The organism is Ensifer sp. CCNWLY38, from assembly GCF_037120565.1.
GTDB lineage: Bacteria > Pseudomonadota > Alphaproteobacteria > Rhizobiales > Rhizobiaceae > Ensifer > Ensifer adhaerens_H.
The window spans coordinates 11949-30791 of sequence record NZ_JBBBBO010000015.1; the positions used below are offsets into that span (position 1 = coordinate 11949).

At 57.5% G+C, this 18843-nt stretch carries 18 protein-coding genes; 7 read left to right on the forward strand and 11 right to left on the reverse strand.

The features are described from left to right. Window positions 1–11: 11 nt before the first annotated feature. Entirely contained in the window at window positions 12–932 is a 921-nt protein-coding gene (locus V7S54_RS27280; RefSeq protein WP_336409364.1) for a LysR family transcriptional regulator, read from the forward strand. Window positions 933–1110: 178 nt separating this feature from the next. Here V7S54_RS27280 and V7S54_RS27285 read toward each other — a convergent pair whose 3' ends face one another. Then, window positions 1111–1710: an NADPH-dependent F420 reductase gene (locus V7S54_RS27285; RefSeq protein WP_336409365.1), complete on the reverse strand. Its 600-nt coding sequence runs from the start codon at window positions 1708–1710 to the stop codon at window positions 1111–1113. 27 nt (window positions 1711–1737) lie between these two features. Beyond that, window positions 1738–2490, reverse strand: coding sequence for a 3-oxoacyl-ACP reductase family protein (locus tag V7S54_RS27290; protein WP_336409366.1), 753 nt, complete (start codon window positions 2488–2490; stop codon window positions 1738–1740). Between the two features lie 111 nt (window positions 2491–2601). Between V7S54_RS27290 and V7S54_RS27295 the strand changes: the two genes are divergently transcribed. Further along, complete coding sequence (locus V7S54_RS27295) at window positions 2602–3531, forward strand: LysR family transcriptional regulator (RefSeq protein ID WP_336409367.1); 930 nt, start codon at window positions 2602–2604, stop codon at window positions 3529–3531. 973 nt (window positions 3532–4504) lie between these two features. Here the strand turns inward: V7S54_RS27295 and V7S54_RS27300 are convergent. Next, window positions 4505–4741 (reverse strand): HigA family addiction module antitoxin, encoded by a 237-nt coding sequence (locus tag V7S54_RS27300; protein ID WP_336409368.1) that lies wholly within the window; start codon window positions 4739–4741, stop codon window positions 4505–4507. 218 nt (window positions 4742–4959) lie between these two features. On the opposite strand from V7S54_RS27300, the gene V7S54_RS27305 reads away from it, so the two are divergent. Continuing rightward, window positions 4960–5508 (forward strand): hypothetical protein, encoded by a 549-nt coding sequence (locus tag V7S54_RS27305; protein WP_336409369.1) that lies wholly within the window; start codon window positions 4960–4962, stop codon window positions 5506–5508. A 193-nt stretch (window positions 5509–5701) separates the two neighbouring features. Here V7S54_RS27305 and V7S54_RS27310 read toward each other — a convergent pair whose 3' ends face one another. From V7S54_RS27310 to V7S54_RS27330, 6 genes are all read right to left on the reverse strand, one after another. Beyond that, window positions 5702–7105: an MFS transporter gene (locus tag V7S54_RS27310; RefSeq protein ID WP_336409370.1), complete on the reverse strand. Its 1404-nt coding sequence runs from the start codon at window positions 7103–7105 to the stop codon at window positions 5702–5704. Between the two features lie 21 nt (window positions 7106–7126). Next, window positions 7127–8584 (reverse strand): 4-hydroxyphenylacetate 3-hydroxylase family protein, encoded by a 1458-nt coding sequence (locus V7S54_RS27315; protein ID WP_336409371.1) that lies wholly within the window; start codon window positions 8582–8584, stop codon window positions 7127–7129. Between the two features lie 21 nt (window positions 8585–8605). Further along, the gene (locus V7S54_RS27320; protein ID WP_336409372.1) at window positions 8606–9877 is read right to left on the reverse strand and encodes an FAD-dependent oxidoreductase; all 1272 of its coding nucleotides are present in this window, start codon (window positions 9875–9877) and stop codon (window positions 8606–8608) included. Window positions 9878–9940: 63 nt separating this feature from the next. Continuing rightward, window positions 9941–11152, reverse strand: a complete 1212-nt coding sequence (locus V7S54_RS27325) for a monodechloroaminopyrrolnitrin synthase PrnB family protein (RefSeq protein WP_336409373.1) — start codon at window positions 11150–11152, stop codon at window positions 9941–9943. 231 nt (window positions 11153–11383) lie between these two features. Continuing rightward, entirely contained in the window at window positions 11384–12334 is a 951-nt protein-coding gene (locus tag V7S54_RS33330) for an AraC family transcriptional regulator (protein WP_336572457.1), read from the reverse strand. 290 nt (window positions 12335–12624) lie between these two features. After that, entirely contained in the window at window positions 12625–12936 is a 312-nt protein-coding gene (locus V7S54_RS27330) for a hypothetical protein (protein ID WP_442892617.1), read from the reverse strand. Here V7S54_RS27330 and V7S54_RS33335 point away from each other — a divergent pair. From V7S54_RS33335 to V7S54_RS27340, 4 genes are all read left to right on the forward strand, one after another. After that, window positions 12823–13095 carry a 5-methylcytosine restriction system specificity protein McrC gene (locus V7S54_RS33335; RefSeq protein ID WP_442892616.1) on the forward strand — a complete coding sequence of 91 codons (273 nt, stop codon included), beginning with the start codon at window positions 12823–12825 and terminating at the stop codon, window positions 13093–13095. The genes V7S54_RS27330 and V7S54_RS33335 overlap by 114 nt on opposite strands. Further along, on the forward strand, window positions 13085–13330 hold the full coding sequence (locus V7S54_RS33340) for a hypothetical protein (protein ID WP_442892618.1): 246 nt from the start codon (window positions 13085–13087) through the stop codon (window positions 13328–13330). Before V7S54_RS33335 ends, V7S54_RS33340 begins: the two co-directional genes overlap by 11 nt. Window positions 13331–13702: 372 nt before the next feature. Beyond that, complete coding sequence (locus V7S54_RS27335; RefSeq protein ID WP_336409375.1) at window positions 13703–14392, forward strand: hypothetical protein; 690 nt, start codon at window positions 13703–13705, stop codon at window positions 14390–14392. Next, window positions 14392–14868 (forward strand): hypothetical protein, encoded by a 477-nt coding sequence (locus V7S54_RS27340; RefSeq protein WP_336409376.1) that lies wholly within the window; start codon window positions 14392–14394, stop codon window positions 14866–14868. The genes V7S54_RS27335 and V7S54_RS27340 overlap by 1 nt, the downstream gene beginning before the upstream one ends. Before the next feature lie 118 nt (window positions 14869–14986). Here the strand turns inward: V7S54_RS27340 and V7S54_RS27345 are convergent, their stop codons facing one another. Together V7S54_RS27345 and V7S54_RS27350 are read right to left on the reverse strand one after the other, a co-directional pair. After that, window positions 14987–17170 carry a hypothetical protein gene (locus V7S54_RS27345; protein WP_336409377.1) on the reverse strand — a complete coding sequence of 728 codons (2184 nt, stop codon included), beginning with the start codon at window positions 17168–17170 and terminating at the stop codon, window positions 14987–14989. A 233-nt stretch (window positions 17171–17403) separates the two neighbouring features. Next, entirely contained in the window at window positions 17404–18534 is a 1131-nt protein-coding gene (locus tag V7S54_RS27350) for a hypothetical protein (protein ID WP_336409378.1), read from the reverse strand. Window positions 18535–18843: the final 309 nt, after the last annotated feature.

The window sequence follows — 18843 nt, forward strand, 5'->3', positions numbered from 1 at the left end:
CGGAGAGGCCAATGCCGTTCGATATCCGCCAGCTTCGTCATGCAATCGCGGCCGCGGACTGCCGCAGCTTTCATCGTGCCGGGGAGGAACTTGCCGTCAAGCGATCGACGCTGAGCCGGAGTGTGTTCCACGTCGAGCATTGCCTGGGCGTGAAACTGTTCATACGAACGTCTTCCGGAGTTTCGACAACCCCGGCGGGTGACGAATTCATCCGGGAGGCGCGCCATATCGTCAGCAAGGTTGACCAGCTCGTTCAGAGCATGCGCGCCGCCGGACTGGGCCAGGCCGGTGCCCTGACGGTTGGCCATGCTTGCCCGGTATCTGCCGGCAACCTGTCCGCGACAATGAGCGGCTGGCGGGAGCACAGACCCGACATTGAGACGGACGGCGTCGAAGCAACACGCGAAGATCTCGTGAATGGGCTGAGGGAAGGGGCGATCGACTTCGCCATCATGGCGGGCGAGGCGAACTATCCGGGAGTGGACCGCACAGCGCTTTGGAGCGAACGACTGTTTCTCGCAATGCCGGCAGACCATCCGCTTGCTGCTCGCGGTTCGGTTCAATGGCGGGATCTCAGCGGGGAAACGGTCCTGCTCACCGCGAATGACCCCGGTCCTGAGTTTCGTGACATGCTTTTGGGCCGCGTCTCGGTATTCGAGAGACGTCCGAGGTACAACGTCCAAGCGGTCAGCCGGGAGTCGATAATGGGAATGGTGGGCGGTGGTTTGGGCGTGACGATCATTTGCGAAGGCGCCGCCGGAGCACAATACCGGAACGTGGTTCTACGAGAACTCCACGGTCCTCAGGGCGCCACTTTGGTCAGCTATTCGGGCTATTGGCGCAAGGAAAACTCGAACCTTGCGTTGCGGCATTTTCTCGACTTCGTGCGCGATCGCTATTCGCTGCCTGTCGACCCTTCGCGATCGCCATAAATTTTTGTCGAGAGCACTCCGTTGTGCATCATATCGAGAGAATTGCGGCATTAGGTAGCAAAAACCACCAGACCTGAAATGGCATCCCGACTACCTTGGTTCCGGTGAAAACGGAGCCTTCGAAGGTCCTTACAGTGATAGCCTTCGGCCGGAGGCATGAGCTTCCGGCCGAGGTTCGTCATCCGAATTTCACAAGGTTGAGTGCGGGGAGCGGACCGCCTGGGAATTGCACGAGCTTTCCACCGACCGAGACCGGACCGAGATCGATCCCCGCGAAGCCCAGCTTGGCCATCAGTGCACCAACTTCGGCCTTCGACCTCGCATCGTCTCCCGAGTAAAAGAGGATGCGGCTTCCACCCTCAGCGCGCGGATCGCCAGAGAGCAAATGCGGAGGGAGATGGTTGAACGCCTTTACGACACGAGCGCCTGGCACCAGGTCAGCGAAGACTTCAGTCGACAGACGGCCATTGAGTTCAGCCGGCTGAAAAAGCGGACGCTCGATCGGGTTGTTGGCGTCGATAGCGATGCGCCCGGCCCAATCAGGAAGACCCGCCAATGCCTTTGGCAACTTCGACCACGGCACGGCGACCAGGACGAGATCGGCCTTGGCCGCTTCCTCGATAGTGCCTGCCGTGATGTGTGGTGTCAGTTCGCGTGCAAGGTCCCGAAGCGTGTCTGGACCGCGGCTGTTGGCGATCGTTGCGGCGATACCGTTTCGAGCAAGCGCGCGGGCGAACGCGGAGCCGATCTCCCCGGCTCCAATGATACCGATAGACATTGTTGATCTCCAAGGTTGGATTGCTGATCAGGCGGTGAAGCCGCCATCGGCGACGATGTCAGCGCCGGTTACGAAGGCAGCCTCGGGGCTGGCGAGATAAGCCACGACACTGGCGACCTCGTAGTCCTTGCCGTAGCGGCCGATCGCCATGCCGGGGCCGACGATCTTCGAGACGGGACCTCCATCCGGATTCATGTCGGTGTCGGTCGGGCCAGGGTGGACGGTGTTCACGGTGATGCCCTTGGGGCCGAGGTCTCGCACGAGGCTGCGGTTGAAGCCGGCGACGGCTCCCTTCGTCAGCGTGTAGAGAGAGGCTGTCGGAAAGGCTGCATAGCGGACCATGGAAGAGCCGATGTGAATGATGCGACCGCCGGACTTCATACGGCGTGCGGCCTCCTGCGTGCCGACGAACACACCGGTCACGTTGACTGCGATCATGCGTTCGTAGTCCTCGAACTTGATGTCCTCGATCGGACCACCAAGTGCGATTCCGGCATTGTTGACGAGGATGTCGAGGGAGCCGAACGCTTCCTCCGTCTTGGCCACCGCGGCCCGTACGGATTCAGGATTCCCGGAGTCGGCATGGATGGCGATGGCACGACCGCCCGCGTTTTCGATTTCCTTCACGACTGCGGCTGCCTTTTCCGGCGAGGCGCTGTAGGTGATGGCGACGGCGGCTCCATCTGCCGCGAGGCGCTTTGCGATGGCTGCGCCGATAGAACGGGAGCCGCCCGTGACGAGAGCGGTCTTGCCGGACAGTTTCAGAGAGATGTTGGTCATTGCGATCACTCCATTGCTTGGTTTCGATGGAGTGAATATCGCCTTCTTATTCCCCTATGATTAGAGACAAATGACTGTTATTAATTTCAAGCAATCATTGAAAGATGCCTCATGGAAACACTGGCAAATCTGGAGTCCTTCGTTCGCAGCGCCGAGCTTGGCAGCTTCTCGTCCGCAGCCCGCAGGCTGGGATTGACACCAGCAGCGGTCAGCAGGAACGTCGCCGCTCTGGAATCCAACCTGAAGCTTCGGCTCTTCCAGCGCAGCACACGGAGTCTGGCACTGACGGAGGCGGGCGAGCGCTTCCTCCATTCGGTCCGTGATCACCTGGAGAGCCTTCAAGGTGCGATTGCGGAGGCTTCCAATGAACAGACTGAACCGGCAGGTGTGCTGAGGCTCAGCATGAGCCCCACATTTGGAATTGAGTACATTCTCCCGAAACTGCCTGAGTTCATGAGCCGATACCCGCTGATCAGGCCGGAATGGATGTTCGAGAATCGGCAGGTTGACCTGATCGCCGAGGGATACGACGCGGCGATCGGTGGCGGATTCGAGTTGACGCCGGGCATCATCGCAAAAACCCTTGCCTCGGCCCACATCATCGCGGTCGCCTCGCCGTCATACATGCAGGACCGCGTTCCGCCTCACGACCCATCCGGCCTGACTGAGCTAGACGGGATCGTCATGCGTTCATTGCGGACAGGTCGAATTCGACAATGGCTGATGCGAAACGTCGCAGGTGAAGAGCAGTCGGCGGCGCTGAAGGAAAGGATCGTCGTCAACGACCCGGCCGCAATGCGATCGGCTGCGGTTCTAGGGCTTGGCGTCGCCATGATCGCGAAACCGGACGCATTGTCCTACCTTGAGAACGGCGAACTCGTCCGGTTGATACCTGCATGGTACGCGGACGCTGGTCCGATCTCGATTTACTATGCGAACCGAACCTTACTTCCCAACAAAACCCGTGTTTTTATTGATTTCATCGGCGAGGTCTTTCAACGCGAAAGGTGGCCAGAACGGTTTGCAGGTACACTGGGCTAGTGTCCGCTGTCGCTGGCGTTCTTCGGACGAGGTCCGACTAAAAGCCCGGGGCTGCAATTAAACGCGGCCGACGTCTGCACCTCAACCTCAGCTTCTACAAGTTCGGAAATTTTCTGGAATTGCTCTTTTGATTCAGTGGCGTAGGACGGCTTTGGTGGACTTTGCTACCTAATGCCGGAGAATTGCGGCATTAGGTAGCAAATGCCACCGAGCACGACTTAATCGCCTGAACTAGCTAGGGAAATTTCGGTCAAACTTTCAGGTGATCACGCTAGCGCCAAAGCCCGGTCATCACTTGCGGGACATAGCTTCTAAAGCAGCCTTGAGAGTGCTGCCAGGTACGCTATCGGTCCGCAAAAGTGCCAGCGGTGCACAATGCTTATCAACGACGGTGGCTGTATATTCCCCGGTTTCCGTTATGCGACCCCGCAAAGGGATCAAAACCGGAGAGTCCCAGATGTTGGCTTTAGGAACATTTGAGGTGAACGGACGAAGATCGGCCGTCCACCGTTCCTTTTCGAAGCCACTAAGAGTCTTGATCGTCTCCAAGTCCAGAAACGCAATGTTTCTCTGCGGATCAGTCCGATACCCCACCACTCGTGCTTCAACAACGACGTCCGCAAAGAGAAAATCCGCTGTTCCGAAATCCTGTTGCCTCTGGCAGGCATACGATTGGCCACCGTAGAGGACATACGCCACAATGAGTGTAAGCAGTCGAAACGTGTGCAAGCCCCAACCCTCACGACTGTGAATCTCTAGCTAGTGAGCCTGTTCTAACAGGAGCAGAGAGTGCCTCCAAGGTCCTTTCTGGGCCGAGTGTGACCCATGTCGTCGCCCAGGCATGCGTTTGACGGCTCGCGACAATCAACCATTTCAATGGCGTGCCCCGCCTCGCAAAGTAGGGCCTAGGCTATGCCGCTACCGCAAGCGGCTGAATGGCTTCAAGTTGGGGGGCAAGCTCCTCAGAAGAAGTCTAAAAGTCATACTTTGTCTGCATGTTCATGAACCAGGCAGCGTCCAAATTGAGGTACTTCCCGAGCCGCAAAGCGATCGGGGCGGTGATGCGATGCTCCCCTTTGCAGATGGAGTTGAGCTGACTGCGCGAGATTCCGATAGCCTTAGCGGCGGCGTAGACACTCACGCCCATCGCGTCGAGGAACTCCTCCTTGAGGACTTCCCCAGGGTGAGGAAGGGGGATTTCTCTGGCCATCATTAGTCCTTTCTAATGGTAATCGACGAACTCAACGTCATGTACGTCGCCGTCGTACGGCGGCCGATGCCTAGCCTCCGGCAGCCTGAGGTGATGCCTTACATAGAGCGCTAGTTTCGACGGGTTCCCTCAATTTTACCGGTAGACGAACGGCATCGTTCTCGCAGAGGATGCATCCGGCTAAGAGTGCGGCTTGTCCCGCCCGGAGGAGATGCAACGTGCGGGAGATTATTTCAGCAGACTTGCGCCTTGTCAGAGCAACGCTCGCGATCCTGGCGCTGGTCTGCGCGCTCAGCCCCGCATACGCCTACTCGGTCTACCGTCCAGTAACCGCCGATGGTTCTACAGGCGTCGTGATTTGGACGACATCAAATTTCGGCGTCAGCGGGCAACCCGCGGCGCTGACATTCTTCCACTTCCCAAGCGATACCGCGGCGCGTCAGGGGATGCCGTTCGCCCAATGCTTCCTCAAAGTGGACTTCCTGGCTACCAACAATCCGCCCGTAGGCGCGAGGGATGAGGTCGGAAACCTGGCTGTCCCCGTCAACGCCGATCCCTACGATCAGCCAAGGCCATTTCCGTGGAACATCGTCTTCGACAACAATCCGCCGGGGCACTGGAGCATCGCACGATACGAGATTTCAAACGCCATGATCAACGCCGCAGCAGGCCGGGTGGCCGCAGCTGGCTTTAGGAGCCTAGCGACAACGGTTGGTTCCAACGTGACCGTGGTAGAAGGACACCTATCGAGGTGCAGCGCGCAGTAGGCCGTTTGGGATCAAGGCTTGGACGTTGAGAGAGACTTTTGCTGGTTCTGGCCGCCGCCGTACCAAAATCGGGCTACGTCCGTCGAAGTGCGGTCGCTGCTACCACGTGGCGACGGCCTCCTGGCCGGCCGCCACCGGAGTGGGTGAGTGGCCGGCGCGCGTCTCTTGCCCTCAAGCTTCAATTCCCGAGCTTTTAAACGTCCGGCTGCCCGGACGCAATTCGCCGTTCTCTTTTCACAGCCAGAAGGACAGCGGTCGCGATAGCGATTGCACATGCGAGCATTAGCGCGAGGGAATATCCCCCGACCAGCGCGCCGATTGCTGTACGGTCAGCCTGGGTCTCGAGATGGCTTGTGTAGAAAGCAGCAAGGCTCAACATCGCTGACAGGCCCATGACCGACCCGAACTGTTGAGCGGTATTGAGGAGGCCCGAGGTGAGGCCCTCTTCGCCGCTCTCGGCGTGCTGCCCGCCGAGAATATTCGTAGTAATCGCGATGATGGGAAGCCCGACGCCGACTATGAGCGTTGGTCCGAGTACATCCGTCCAGAAATTGCCACCGATAGGCATTGCCGAGAGCCAGCCGAGACCGATGGCCACGGCCGCAAATCCAACCGCCATCGTATAGTCGAGACCAAGTTTCCGGATGAAGATGCCGATGCTGCTCGAGGTCAGGACGACGACCGCGCAGAGCGGAAGGAAGGCTATTCCGGACGCAAAGGGCGAATAGCCGAGCGCCTTCTGCAGGTAGAGGTTTGCGATGAAGAACATCGGAAACAGCACGAACTGTCCCGTTCCGGCGAGGGCAGCCGCGGCGATGAGACCGGTGTTTTTCCATGTCCGGTTCGGGATCAAGGCGGCCTGTGCCCGTCGCTGGTGAACGAAGAACAGCGTCAACGCGATCAAGGAACCTGTCAGGGCAAGCACGGCGTCGCGCTGACCGTCGGATGTTTCACCAAGGCGAACGATACCGAATGCGAGGAGTGTCTGGCCGGCGATCAAGAGGATCGCTCCCGAAAGGTCTATCGCCCTCGCTTCCGACTTGCCCTTCAGGGGGCGCAGAATCGAGATCGACGCCGCGAGCAGCAGCATTCCCATGATGACGTTTACCCAGAATGTCGACCGCCAGCCAAGCCATTCGGTGAGTGCCCCGCCAAGGAATGTCCCGGCCGCTCCCCCGAGGCCGGCCATGGCGGCGAGCATGCCCAAGGCCCGTTCCCGCTCGTGACCGCGGAACGTCGCCAGAATGAGGGCGAGGCTCGCAGCCGCGGAGAGGGCTGCGCCCAGGCCCTGTATGGCGCGGCCGACAACGAGTGCGAGGGGAGAAAAGGCGAGCGCCGCGACGGCCGAGCCAACTACCAGCACGAGGAGGCCGGCCTGGAAGACACGAACGCGGCCTGCCAGGTCGGCAACCCGGCCGGACAGCAGCAGGGCTCCGCCGAAGGCGATGAGGTATGCGTTGGCGATCCAGGATTGCCCGGATTCCGAGAAGCGAAGTTCGGTTGCGATGGTCGGTACGATGACGTTGATGATGGAGGTGTCGATGATGAGCAGGAGCTGCGTCGCGGCAAGCAGCACCATAGTTTTCTGGTGGTTCAAGGGTTCTCTCCTGATCGGGAATTATAGTGAGGGATCGTCGCAGGCGCTGGCGGCAAAGGCGCCGTATGCCGACAGGGCATTCTCCGTGGCCATCTGGCTGAAATAGACGTGCGGAGCGCCCTGATAGAATTGCTCGTAGTGGGCGTGGCGGGCGGCGAACTCGGACGACGTCGCATCCCAGATCAGCTTGAGGAGACGTGTCCGCTCGACGGCACTTTGGTCGGTGGTCGCCATGTAGCTCGCGATCACCTTGCCCACCTCCGGGTGGTCCAGATCCGCGACGGAGCGCGGTACATAGATGAGACTCCCGCCGCAGAGCATCCGCAACTCGTGGACGAACTTTGGGTAGAGCTCGGCGGCGACAATTCGCTGGGCGTAGACGATCTGGCGGTTGGGAGCGATCGCGCCCGGAGTGCCGGGAACCATCTCATGGTCGGCTTCGGCGCCGAGTACCATCGAACGCGCCATCTCGACATAGCCAAGAAGACGGCCAAGCGTCATCCGTACCTGGGGATTGTCATTCAACCCATTGGCGCGCGCCGCGAGACAGGCGAGACCCGCGAGGAACCGCAGCTTCGTTGCAAACCGGATTGACGCCTGCTGGGCCATGTACACATAGGCCGGCGTTTCCCACCAGATTGCCGACGCGGCCTTCGTGTCGCGGTAGGTGAGGACCCGCTCCCAGGGAACGAAGGCCTGATCGAGGACGAGCATGGCGTCGTTCTCATCGAAGCGGGACGACAAGGGATTGTCCCGGGGGTCGGCGGCATTTGCCTCATAAGACTGACGCGAGATGAGGCTTACACCAGCCGTTGCCGGCGGAATGGAGAACGTCAGCGCATAGTCAGTATCGGCGAGGTCCAGAGGTTCGATGCTTCCGACGATGATTTCGTCGGAGAAGAGAGCCGCGGTGCCGACCGCCTTCACGCCTGAAACGTAAATGCCCCCATCGGTCTCACGGACTGCGCGGACACCAATGTCGGCACCGCCGGAGTTCTGTCGCGACAAGGGAACGCGGCGGTCGGGCCTGATGTTGGTGAGCGTGAAGGAGATGAACTTCGAGCCGTCGGCTGCGTCCTGATAGAGACGCTCGAGAGCCTGGCGTCCGTCATAAACGTCGCCTTCAAAGACATGTTTCGCGGCCATGAAACCGGCCAGGCCTGAGGCCATGTAATCGGGCGTACGGCCAAGAAAGCCGAAGCTGTATCTGGCCCAGGCCTCATGCATGCTCCGCTTGCCCAAAAGGTCGCCAACCGTCGCCGGAATCTGGAAGCCACGCTGCCGCAGTCGATCGGCCGAGCGATAGTTGAAAAGCTCGAGATCATCCGGGTTGCTCGCCGCATCGAAAAGAGCGGCAAAAGAAGCGGCCGCATTTCGGTAATATCGGGAGCTTACCACTGATTTGACACGCTCCGACCCGTGCCAGACGACGCGGCCGTCGTCGATCGACGCGAGATACTCTTTACCGGTTCTTGACATGGAAGGCTCCAGCGCTGGCTTTCAGGATTTGTGGGGAATCGATGCGCCATAGGGCGAGGGGGCGTTGGCCTGCTCACGCTCCATTCCGGCGAGAGCGGCGTATCTGTTTGCAATGTCGGTGAGCTCGGTTCCGGGGAAGACGTCGGCGATCGACCCGAAACCGTACGGCGCCCGTTCGGCCGCGATATCGACGACGATTTCCGGTCCCTTGTGACGGTTCGAGAGCTGAATCTGGCTCACCCTGGGGCGACGGTCGCGCTCATAGGCGGCCAGAGCGTGCCGAATGCCGTTTTCGATCGACAGGAAATGGGCGAGTGCGACGGCATCGATGATCGATTGCGTCGCGCCATTGGAACCGACCGGATACATGGCATGCGCCGCATCGCCGACGAGGACGATATCGGATCCGTTGGACCAGCGGGCGAGGGGATCGATGTCTACCATCGGATAGGCATAGGTGCGCCCGGTGGCTTCAATCAGCGCCGAGGGAGAAACGCCATCAAGCGTCCACCCGGCGAATTCCTTGGCAATTTCCGACGAGGAAACCGAGACGTTCCAGCGCCCGAGAGGGTGTGGCGACGTTGCATCATCGGGTATCGCCGCCGCCCAGTTGATGAGCGAGTTTCCATATCGTTGCCTGGGCAGCATTGGATAGACGACGAATTTGCTCCTGCCGTCACCGGCAATGATCATCGTCCGGTCGTCATCACGAAACGTAGGATGCCAGCAGTTGCCGCGATAGATGGTGACAGGCGCGAGTTGAAGGCCAGCGAAGTCTGGCTCCACCGCGCTTCGAACGGCGGAGCGGATACCATCGGCTCCAATGACGAGGTCCGCGCCGAAAGCCCGACCGTCCGGACAGGTCACCGACAGCGAGCCGTCAGCCCGTCGATCGATGGATTGAACCGCCGATGCCATGATCACGGAAGCGCTTCCAAGAACCGAAGTTACGCGCTCAAACAGTCCCTGGTGGAGAGTGGAGCGGGAAACGGAAAGTTGTGGCCACCGGAAGCCGGCCGCGCAGCCCCGCTTTTCTGACCAGATCAACTGGCCGCGTTGGGTGGAATATTCGAGCCTGTCGAGTTGAACCGAGCCGCGCAGGAGCATGTCGAGGAGCCCTAGCCGGTCGAGCTCACGGACAGCCGGGGGCAGGACATTCAGTCCCGATCCGCTGTCACCGAAGGCGGCCGCTCTTTCCAGAATGGCTACGTCCGCGAAACCACGGGCTTGAAGGGCAAGTGCCGCGGTTAGCCCGGCGATTCCTGCACCGACTATCAGAATGCTGGACGACACGGATCGGTCTCCTTGGAGCTCTCTTTCAGGGGCCGCGATACCGGTCAAACAGACCGCGCACGCTCAAAGGCCAGGTGATCCGACATCGAGGTGTTGCGGATCCTTGGCGAGGTCCGGGGACGGCAGGGGGCCGGCGCTCAAGGGATGGTGCGCGCTGGGCTGTCTGCGTACGAGAACGAGCCGCTCGTTCTCGACCGTGAGATCGATGATTGCCTTCAGAAGCGCGACGGGCGCGCCTCCGCTTCCTTTGTCATAGAGCCGGATATCGTCGGAGTATGCGGCACGCGCGATGCCGAGATGGCGGCCACGGAAGACCTTGAGCGTGCGAAGAAGGAACGCCACGCTCTCGGCACTTCTCATCACGTTTTCATCGACTGCGCCGTGCCTGTCCTCGAGCAATGTCGAAAGCTTGGTCACGAGAGACGGTGAGTTTCGATGGCGGTGGAAGAATGCGCGCCAGGGCGGCAGGCTGTATTTGACCGACTCGACGAGGAATGCCTCATATTCAGGGCTGTTTCGGTCGGACGCCCAAAGGCACAGGTCAATGAGCCATAGAGGGACCTGAGCGGCGGCGGGGCCCAGATACTGCTCTCCAGCGACAGTGATTTCTTCAAAATACGGTCTGAGCGTTTGCGCGAAGAAGACAGGCGAAACCTGCTTCACGACAGCGTCGATTGACGAGACCATCGCGCTCGCCTCGTGCGAAAGCGCGTTCACGAGCGGCGCAAAGCGCGCGTCATCGGGGTTCATGGCACTCAGTTCTTCGCTTAGGGTGAGCGAGGCGCTGAGATGCGGAAACACGTCGACGACGGCTTCCTGCAGGATACGTTCCTGGGGATCGCTGGTGTAGGTCCGGCGGCGGGCGCCGTCAGGATTCCACGACGTGTAATGGTGAACCGTGTCGCGCGGAACCATGTCCGTCAGTTCGCCGATCTTGAGCAGGATTGGCTCGATGCCAGGCACCGCGGGGATTGGCTCGATGCCGTGCCGCTTCAGGGATGCGAGAACGATCCCGATATCGCGCATGGCCGCATGCCCGAACTCCGGCGTTTCGAAGTTAATGGTCTCAGCCGAGGCGCGAAGCCGGTCGAGAAGCGAGATCAGATGAGGAATGTCTCGTTCGTGGTTTGCGCCCGGGACCGTTCGCAGGAACTCGTCCGCTTGGAGGGGGTCGAGCGATCTAATGACTGTCGTCCGATAGTAAGACTCGGTGCCGCCGGGCGGACAAATAATGAACGTCATCGGGATAGCCTTGCCGCAGGTGTTGATGTGCAAGTTGATGAGCGATCGTCCGTGAAGGGAGCTGAAGTATGCCTTTGGTTTAAGAACGACTTCGCTTGACGACGTCACCACGATCGGTTGTCACGATATGGAGGCGGCAAGGGTCGCTCAATTAACGGAAAGACGGAACGCTTTAAGAAACGTCCGAAGTCGAAGGCTCTCGATCGGAAGGAGATCGTGCGTGCACACGAAGCCAGGAAGTGCGCGACGTTTGATCCGTGACTGTTAGGCGCCCAAATGGGGTGACGTATCTGATTTGCGCCGCCGCAACGTTCCGGGTGTTTCCCCGAACATGGAACGGAATGCGAGATGCATTCCCACGATGCTCTGGTAACCCACTCGGCTAGAAATCTCTTCCAGGCTCAGATTAGTGGAGCGGATAAGATGTTTCGCCTCAGTCAGTCTGATGCGTGCAAGATGCCGGGCAGGTGACTCGCCAACTGAAGAACGGAACCGCTCGGAGAATGCCGATTTGGACATTCCAACTTCATTTGCCAGCCCTGCCACTGTCCATCTGTCTCGATAGCGCGTGTACATCTGAAGAAGCGCGCCCGAGATCCGCGGATCGTGGAGCACCTGTGACAGGGCACCAGTTGACGTCGAGCTCGCGAACGCCACCCGAACCGCGAGGATGTAGATTAGCTCGAATGCCCGCAGGAGCACGAGATTCTTCCCGTCCCTCACGCGCAAGGCCTCCAGGTAGAGCCCATGAAGCGTATGCGACAACATGGGCTCACGTTGGATGTCATTCGCCCGAATGACGAGCACTGGCGGGAGAAGTTGGTACAGGGGCATAACGCCGGAAGCGTCATAATGCAGGCCCGCACAAAACATTGCCAGGGCTGGCCCATCGCCATCCAGGCTAAGTTCGTTGAAGCCGCCCATTTGCCGGGCGGGTAGCAGAGAACTCAACGGGGACGCCGGCGTTGCAATCGAGTCTCCGATGCGGTGGGCTGTACCGTGGGGGAACAGTGCAAGATCCCCGGCCTCGAGGTTGAATCGGACATTCCCGTCAGTCTGGATGACCACCTGACCGCTAGTGACATAGTGGAGTAGGGCGCATGGTTCGTGAGGACCGAGGACAGCCCATCGTCCGCGCATGTTCCAAGAGCTGATGAACGCTGCCTCGATGCGCAGCGGGGCTAGGTGAGTGGTGAGTAAATCAGAATGCTGCATGTGGGCTGAATTTGCAGGTGGCTGGCGATGATGGCTGTTGCTGCGGTCTTATATAGGTGAAGACAGATCCGTAGGTCAGACGCCGATGGTCGGCCAAGGTTCTCGTCAGTATTCGGGACGACGTCTCGTCCGAGGCGCCGGATATGATGCTGCGGCCAGCGATATTTGTCTTTCAGATTTCGCGCGTTGTTTTCAATAACGGATCAAATCTTGGACGATAGAGGCGGCGGCGTCCATCTTGATCAATAGGCGACAAGGTTTGATCGAGTACATCGGTCGACGCGTATCGGTCACTTCCCTGTTTTGCCATAGGTGCCGACGAGCTCGGTTCTGGCAATGCTAGCCGCCGCCGATAGGGTGAGCCGGTCATCGAGTGCATAGAGCTTGAAGAAGTAGCGGTGCACACCGATCGGAGGACAAGGGCCGCCATACGGCGTTTCCAGGCTACGTCGACGGGTGGTCAGGATGGCTTCTCGCTGTTGTTCGATATGAGCACGCAGTTCGAGGTATATATCGCGAGGATGCTGGAGCGCGCTCTGAGTAGTGGCGATCTCCGGGTCGTGAGCCAGGGCGGACGGCTCTATTGCCTCGAGACTGAAGATCGTCGCGGTCTCTTCCAAACGCGCCCAGATATCTTGTTGAAGCGCGGCGATACTGTCGTTCAGGTGATCGACACCAAGTGGAAGCAGTATTACTGCTCGAATCGACGATCCCAAGCGGGGTGTGTCGCAATCCGACGTCTATCAGATGATGGCATATAGACGGCTGTATAGCTGCGGTCATCTCACCTTACTCTATCCGCATCATGCTGATCTGGCCGACAACGATGGAGTATTGACTACTAATGTGGTCACCGTCAGTGATCAACGCCTAGAGACCGCAACCATCGACCTCGGCTGCACGACTGATATGTCCTCTCGTCTGCGGCGGCTTACCCACACCGCCTGTCAGTCCGTCAGTGAGTGTTCTGTGCTTCAACGGGTCCTAAAGCTCTAATTTCTTCAAGGTGCCGACTTCCTGCTTCGGTGTCAGGATTACGATAAAATTCGTTTGAGGCGGGGTTCAAGAACGGAATTTGACCAGCGAGGATAGAGCGTATCAACGACGTCGCTCGCATCGTCGACGGGGCCACAGGGTGGAGCTGAGCCGAAAGCATGAGCTCACGCGCGGACTGAAGAAGGGGCCCGGAGTGGGTTTGTGAACGCTGGTCAGGGCTCATTCCGCAATCAAAGGCAACATCCAGGCAAGATGGTCACTTTTTCTTAATCATGATCAATGCCAACAAGATGCGAAGATGACAGCGATCAGATATGTGCAACCATCATTGCTGTTTGGTCACCCGTTATCTTCGTATTTTCTGAAAGCGCCATGTTGAGTATCTGCAGATTTTTCACTCCACGCTCCTGCCGCAGCAAAATTCTTATCACAACCGTGCTCTTAGCGCTCATCGTGCTGGCCGTATTCGCCGGTCGTATCGTCCTGAATAAGGTCTCTCAACCTATCGAACTGACCATCTGGTCACATGAAGAGAAAGAGAGATTCAAACTCCCTCTCTCATCGGACGAATTGGCCGCGCGCACCGCTGAGCTGGTAAAGAAAAAGACGGACAAAGAGCTGAATCCTCATTTGGCTTGGAATCAATCGAGAGCCGACAGAAGCGTCCCGTTGAGGATTGGTACCGGGAGCGAAGCTTTGAGAAACGCTGAGCACTTCTTGTTTGCCAGGGCATTCGTGTCGCACTGGGACAGCAAACCAGCTCGGGCCATCGCTGGCGTCGCCGCGTTTGGGTGTGTTTTGGCCTGGTCAATCGGAAAGACTTTTGACAGCTATAGCGTGCCGACCTCCGCCGAACTGCAGAGCGGAATTAACGGCATCTTCTCGGGATATCGGTTCCCGGGGATCGCCAGAGAGACGCCAGGGGGTGATTGGGCCGGATACTACTCCTGGATGCCGGCCATCAACAGCATCTTGGTGGTTGCCGCAGTTCTCGTCGTACTAACTGTAGTTGCGGGAGTAACTTGTCGTTTGCGGGCCTGCCTTTTCACAAAGGAGGGATGATGGAGAGCGAACTTTCACAGTACATGACCAGGGCCGCGAAATTCGAGTTCTTCCTGATCTCCTGTGACCCATCATTGGCTCGTACGGACGGCGATTTGAGAAAGGTGACCGGTGTTCAGTGGGATGTCGTGGGACAACGCATTGAAACGATGTTCCCGTTCGCCTCATTTGACTTCGAACATACGCCCTTTTCAATCTTTGCCTCAGAACCCCCACAATTCTTAGTCGTCAGAGATGACCAACGTCTGGAATGGGATAGCGATACGGACGCCGTCAACTCGTGGGACCGGTTACTGAGCCGCAGCTTTGCTCAGCTCCGCAACAACATTGCCCATGGGAGCAAGCGCCACCCGCCGCGGCCGTTCACACATGGTCGGACTCCAGCTTTTCTTAAGGCGGGACACGCGCTCATCGATTTCATTGCCGCTTATGTCTTCAATCGGTCTGACTGGGAACAGCCCCTGGGCGAGTGGTAGGACTGGCCATGGGCCAACCGCCCTCCCATAGCAGAGCAAGCCCGCCACGCGCCCAAATTTGGCTCTGGAGAGGGAGCCAGTGGCGAAGCCGTGCCAACTTTGGCGATTTGCCGTGTGGCTAGCGGACTGTGGCCGCAACCGACATTGAATTCTCTACCGACGGAATATTCAACGCATAAGTAGTGAAACACAATTGCCAATCGTCGATCGTACAAGAGCGGTCGACCTCTACCATAGATTCGAATAGCTGCAGTTCATCTGTCAAGTAGTGGTGCAAAAAGGATGGGTGAAGGTTGTCGGATCGCCATAGATTGCGTTCAATCACCGTATTTGTGTGAACATCCAGGCCCTGCTCATCTTCAGTCACCTTTGCGGCCACAATCTTCACGATGCCGGTTTTGATCATATTGATTAGCTCCGCCAATCTTCGGACCGGATGCCCATCGATGGTGAGGCCCGGAAACATCCCATTAGACGAGACTATACAGGTAACGATCGCCGCTGCGGGTCCGACCTTCCAACCTAGGCGCCTATAAAGTTCCAACTCGGTCTCTTTGTCGGATAATAATTCAACTACCTTTGTGAGCTGTGTTGCTGCCGTCTGCATGTGTTTATAGGACGTTCTCAACTCGAATGCATTGCATGGAAGAAGTGCGTGCTTACATTCAAAGAGAAACAAGTATTCACCGAAGCGACAAAGGACGTCCACTTCGATCTTTTGCTTCTGAAGCTTGGTTTCATATTCTCTTTTTACGAAATGGCTTGCATCCGCCAGGGCTTCTTCAAGCATGCAAGATGCACCGTCTTCTTGAGCATCTTCGATAAGCCGCCTCTTTTCGGTGTAGGCGTAATTTCGATACCAATTGGCCGTGCCTGTTATGTTGAGAGGGACCATGTAGGTTCGCCCGCCATCGAGAACTGTTTTGTATTGGATATCAATGACGCCGGGCGCGCCGCTTCGCCACGACATAAGATCAAGGATGGGGACGACTTTCTCCTCAGGTACCGCCCAGCTTAGCAATCGCTGCAGCTTTGCCTTCTCGAATACGGGGACTAATGATTGGTAGGCGGTTTTTGGGTCGTCTACCAAGGCGGTATGCAGGTGGTTCGTCGCAAGCCTGGCTAGGAACATGAATAGCCGATGCACCTTCAAAAGATCAAAGAATGTTACGCTCGGGCGCATTTGAAAATCTCTGATCACGTCCCACGTTACTAGCTCCGACTCCAGCACACCCTCCAAGTATATTCTCTCCTCGACGGTGAGGCCGTCGTGGCTAAAGATCTCGCGAAAAGCTGGATGATCGATCAGCTCAAAAACATAGCGCCGCACCGGCGTTTCTCGGAGCTTCACGAGCTGCTCTCGATGCGATTCATACAACTTGTCCGCAATCGCGAAAATGGAGGGGGCGCCCCTCCGCATCGCCGCGATCCGCTCCACTTTCATGGGCTGTCTCGCTTGATCACTCATGATGTAGCCAAGGCGGATGCTCTTTTCGAGCGCCGGCGAGGGGGGCGATATTGTGACCTTCTTGCGTCTGAGGTTCGCCGAGTAGTCGAATGCGTCGACCATGATCTCAGCCTCGGTGAACTGGCGCAGTTTCGACGCTTTGATGAGTACTTTGTGGTACAAACCTCGCTCTAAACCGGCTCCATTCAGGATGGCAAAGTTCCTGTCGCTTACTCCGGTCGTACGGTGAAGGAGATGAATGATATAAGATGCGCCTTCAGCCAGATCTTCTTTCGTGTAGCTGTTTAGATCGTCAGGATATGGCGAATTTCCTCCGTTCTTCACCATGAAGAAGGTGTCAACGAGTGCGATCAGGGATTTCACCACCTCCCGCTCATTTCTGGAGACGAACGTTTGCAAGGAGCCGTTTAAGTGCCTGAACTTGCGACCGATTTTGAGAAGATTCTCAATAGAATTTAGATAGTTGAATATGCTTTCGGGGGTCTGCAGCTGCTTAAGCTGAGGGAGCATAAATTCGACGACTCGGGACAAGAGTCCAACGTCGAAGTTGTACTTGGAGGAACGAAGCACGCCGCTACCACCAATTTCACTACGCGCTTTGACGGGGTCGCAGTACAAGGTCAAAACAAGGATGTTAGCCGCGGTCTCAGGACGAGACGCTTTGAGTGCCTGGTCAGCCAGTTTGACAAAGTTGGGTATTTTCCTCCGCAAAGCCGGGTCGCCGGAATTTGGCGGTAGGCTTGTCAATCGGTCGGCCCATATCCGGAAAGCTGGCAATCCAGGGAAATGAGAAGCCACAAGCGCCTCAAGGTCGGTATCCAGCGAATCTGGCATCAAGAACTTTACCCCATGGCAACCAACAAGCTTCACCTACGGTTGTCAATTGGCAAGCACGCGACGTCAAGGTGTTTGAGCTCGCAACGCTGCAGCCGCATGTCAGTGGTGTTGGCTTCCTTGAAAGAGAGGCGAGCAGACCGGGCTTGGGCTTCCTGCCAACAAGTGCGATCACTCGGCGACTATTTCGGCTTGCGTGTTTCCACCCTTAAGAATTTCAGGGAATGTCCTTTTCAGTGTTCGATGTTTAGGTTTTTATACACATCCGGAAAGCGTGTAGCGGCGGTCTCTATTGAAAGTTCGACGCACCGGTCTCGCGCTTCCTCCCATGGACTGAGTTCGGCAAAGCGTGGGCCATCCTCGAAAAACCTGGTCCAATCCCGTTTTTCGCTTAGCATTTCTGTTCGAACCCGCGGATCGCACAGCATTATGCGCTCGAGGATTTTGCGAACGGGTCGTCGTGTCGGGGCGAACTTTGTCGACAGCATTGGAGGCTGGTCCGCCCAAGCCCAGTTTTTGTTGCGCGTATCAGTTGCGAGCACCTCCGAAAAGTTCTCGTCCGCTACGACTATGCCAGTTACGTCGCTACGCTCGATGCGGGATTCCTTGAGCGCGCCGGAGAAGGAAGAATGCGCAAGTCCGGATCCAACTACGACTATTCTTGTGTCGGAGAACCAAACTGTGTCGCGCATATTGCTCGCGAATATCCAAATATTATCAAATTTAATACTGTTAAAATACATTGAGCGTAGGTCGGAATATTGTAAAATTGCCGAAGACATACTTAATAAATTAAGGTTGCCAATAGAATTAGGTCGATCCGTGTACGCCATCTCTGCTTCGCCGAGGTAAACCTCGTAATCCGGGAAAACGCCGAGTTCTCGTCCTATATTACTGAATACAGCCCTAGATTCACAAATGTTGCGTTGGGGATCCCACTTGGCGATGGCTGCGCACGACAAATCCAGAGTCTGCAAGCTTACGCCGGCATTTATGAGCGTGTTAAGCGCATAGCCTTTCCCGATATCGCCACCAGCGCGTTGTTGCAGTCTGGTCCAGGCTCGATCAATTCTCTCCTCCTGTCGCGCCGCGCGTTCTTCCCTACGATCTAGTAGGTCTTGCTGGATCTGGTCGTAGGTATTCCAAAGAACCCAAGCGGAGAAGATTGCGATGAGCCATCCCGCAAGTTTTGTTAGGGGGTGCTTCTCAACTCTTTCAATCCACACGACGGCGCTCGCCCCAGCGTGTTTTTTTTGAGTGAGGTCCGTGGCGGTAACGGTCCGATTGTCTTTAACCGTAACCCAGGTCCTACGTGCTCCGCTTCCGACACGTCTAATCTTTTGACCTTTGTGATTTACGATCATGCCCTACCTCAGCCAACTGCGCCTCCTCCACTTATGGTGGCATGCGTTCCCATTGGCAAGTTTCCATAGGACGGCCGTCTTTCAAGGTCATCGCTCCGGCAATGAAAGTTCCATAATCGGGCTGGCAAGTGGTTCTTGTTTTGGGGAATCTAATCCAAGCGCAACATTGACGTGTGAAGGGTGGGGCACTACGCGCATTCGCGCAAATGCGCCATGAAGACCTCGGCGGGCCTGCGGTAAGCCAAGCACTTGCGCGGTAGCGCATTAGTTCCGCGACGAATAACATACAACGACTTGTTGAGTCGGAAT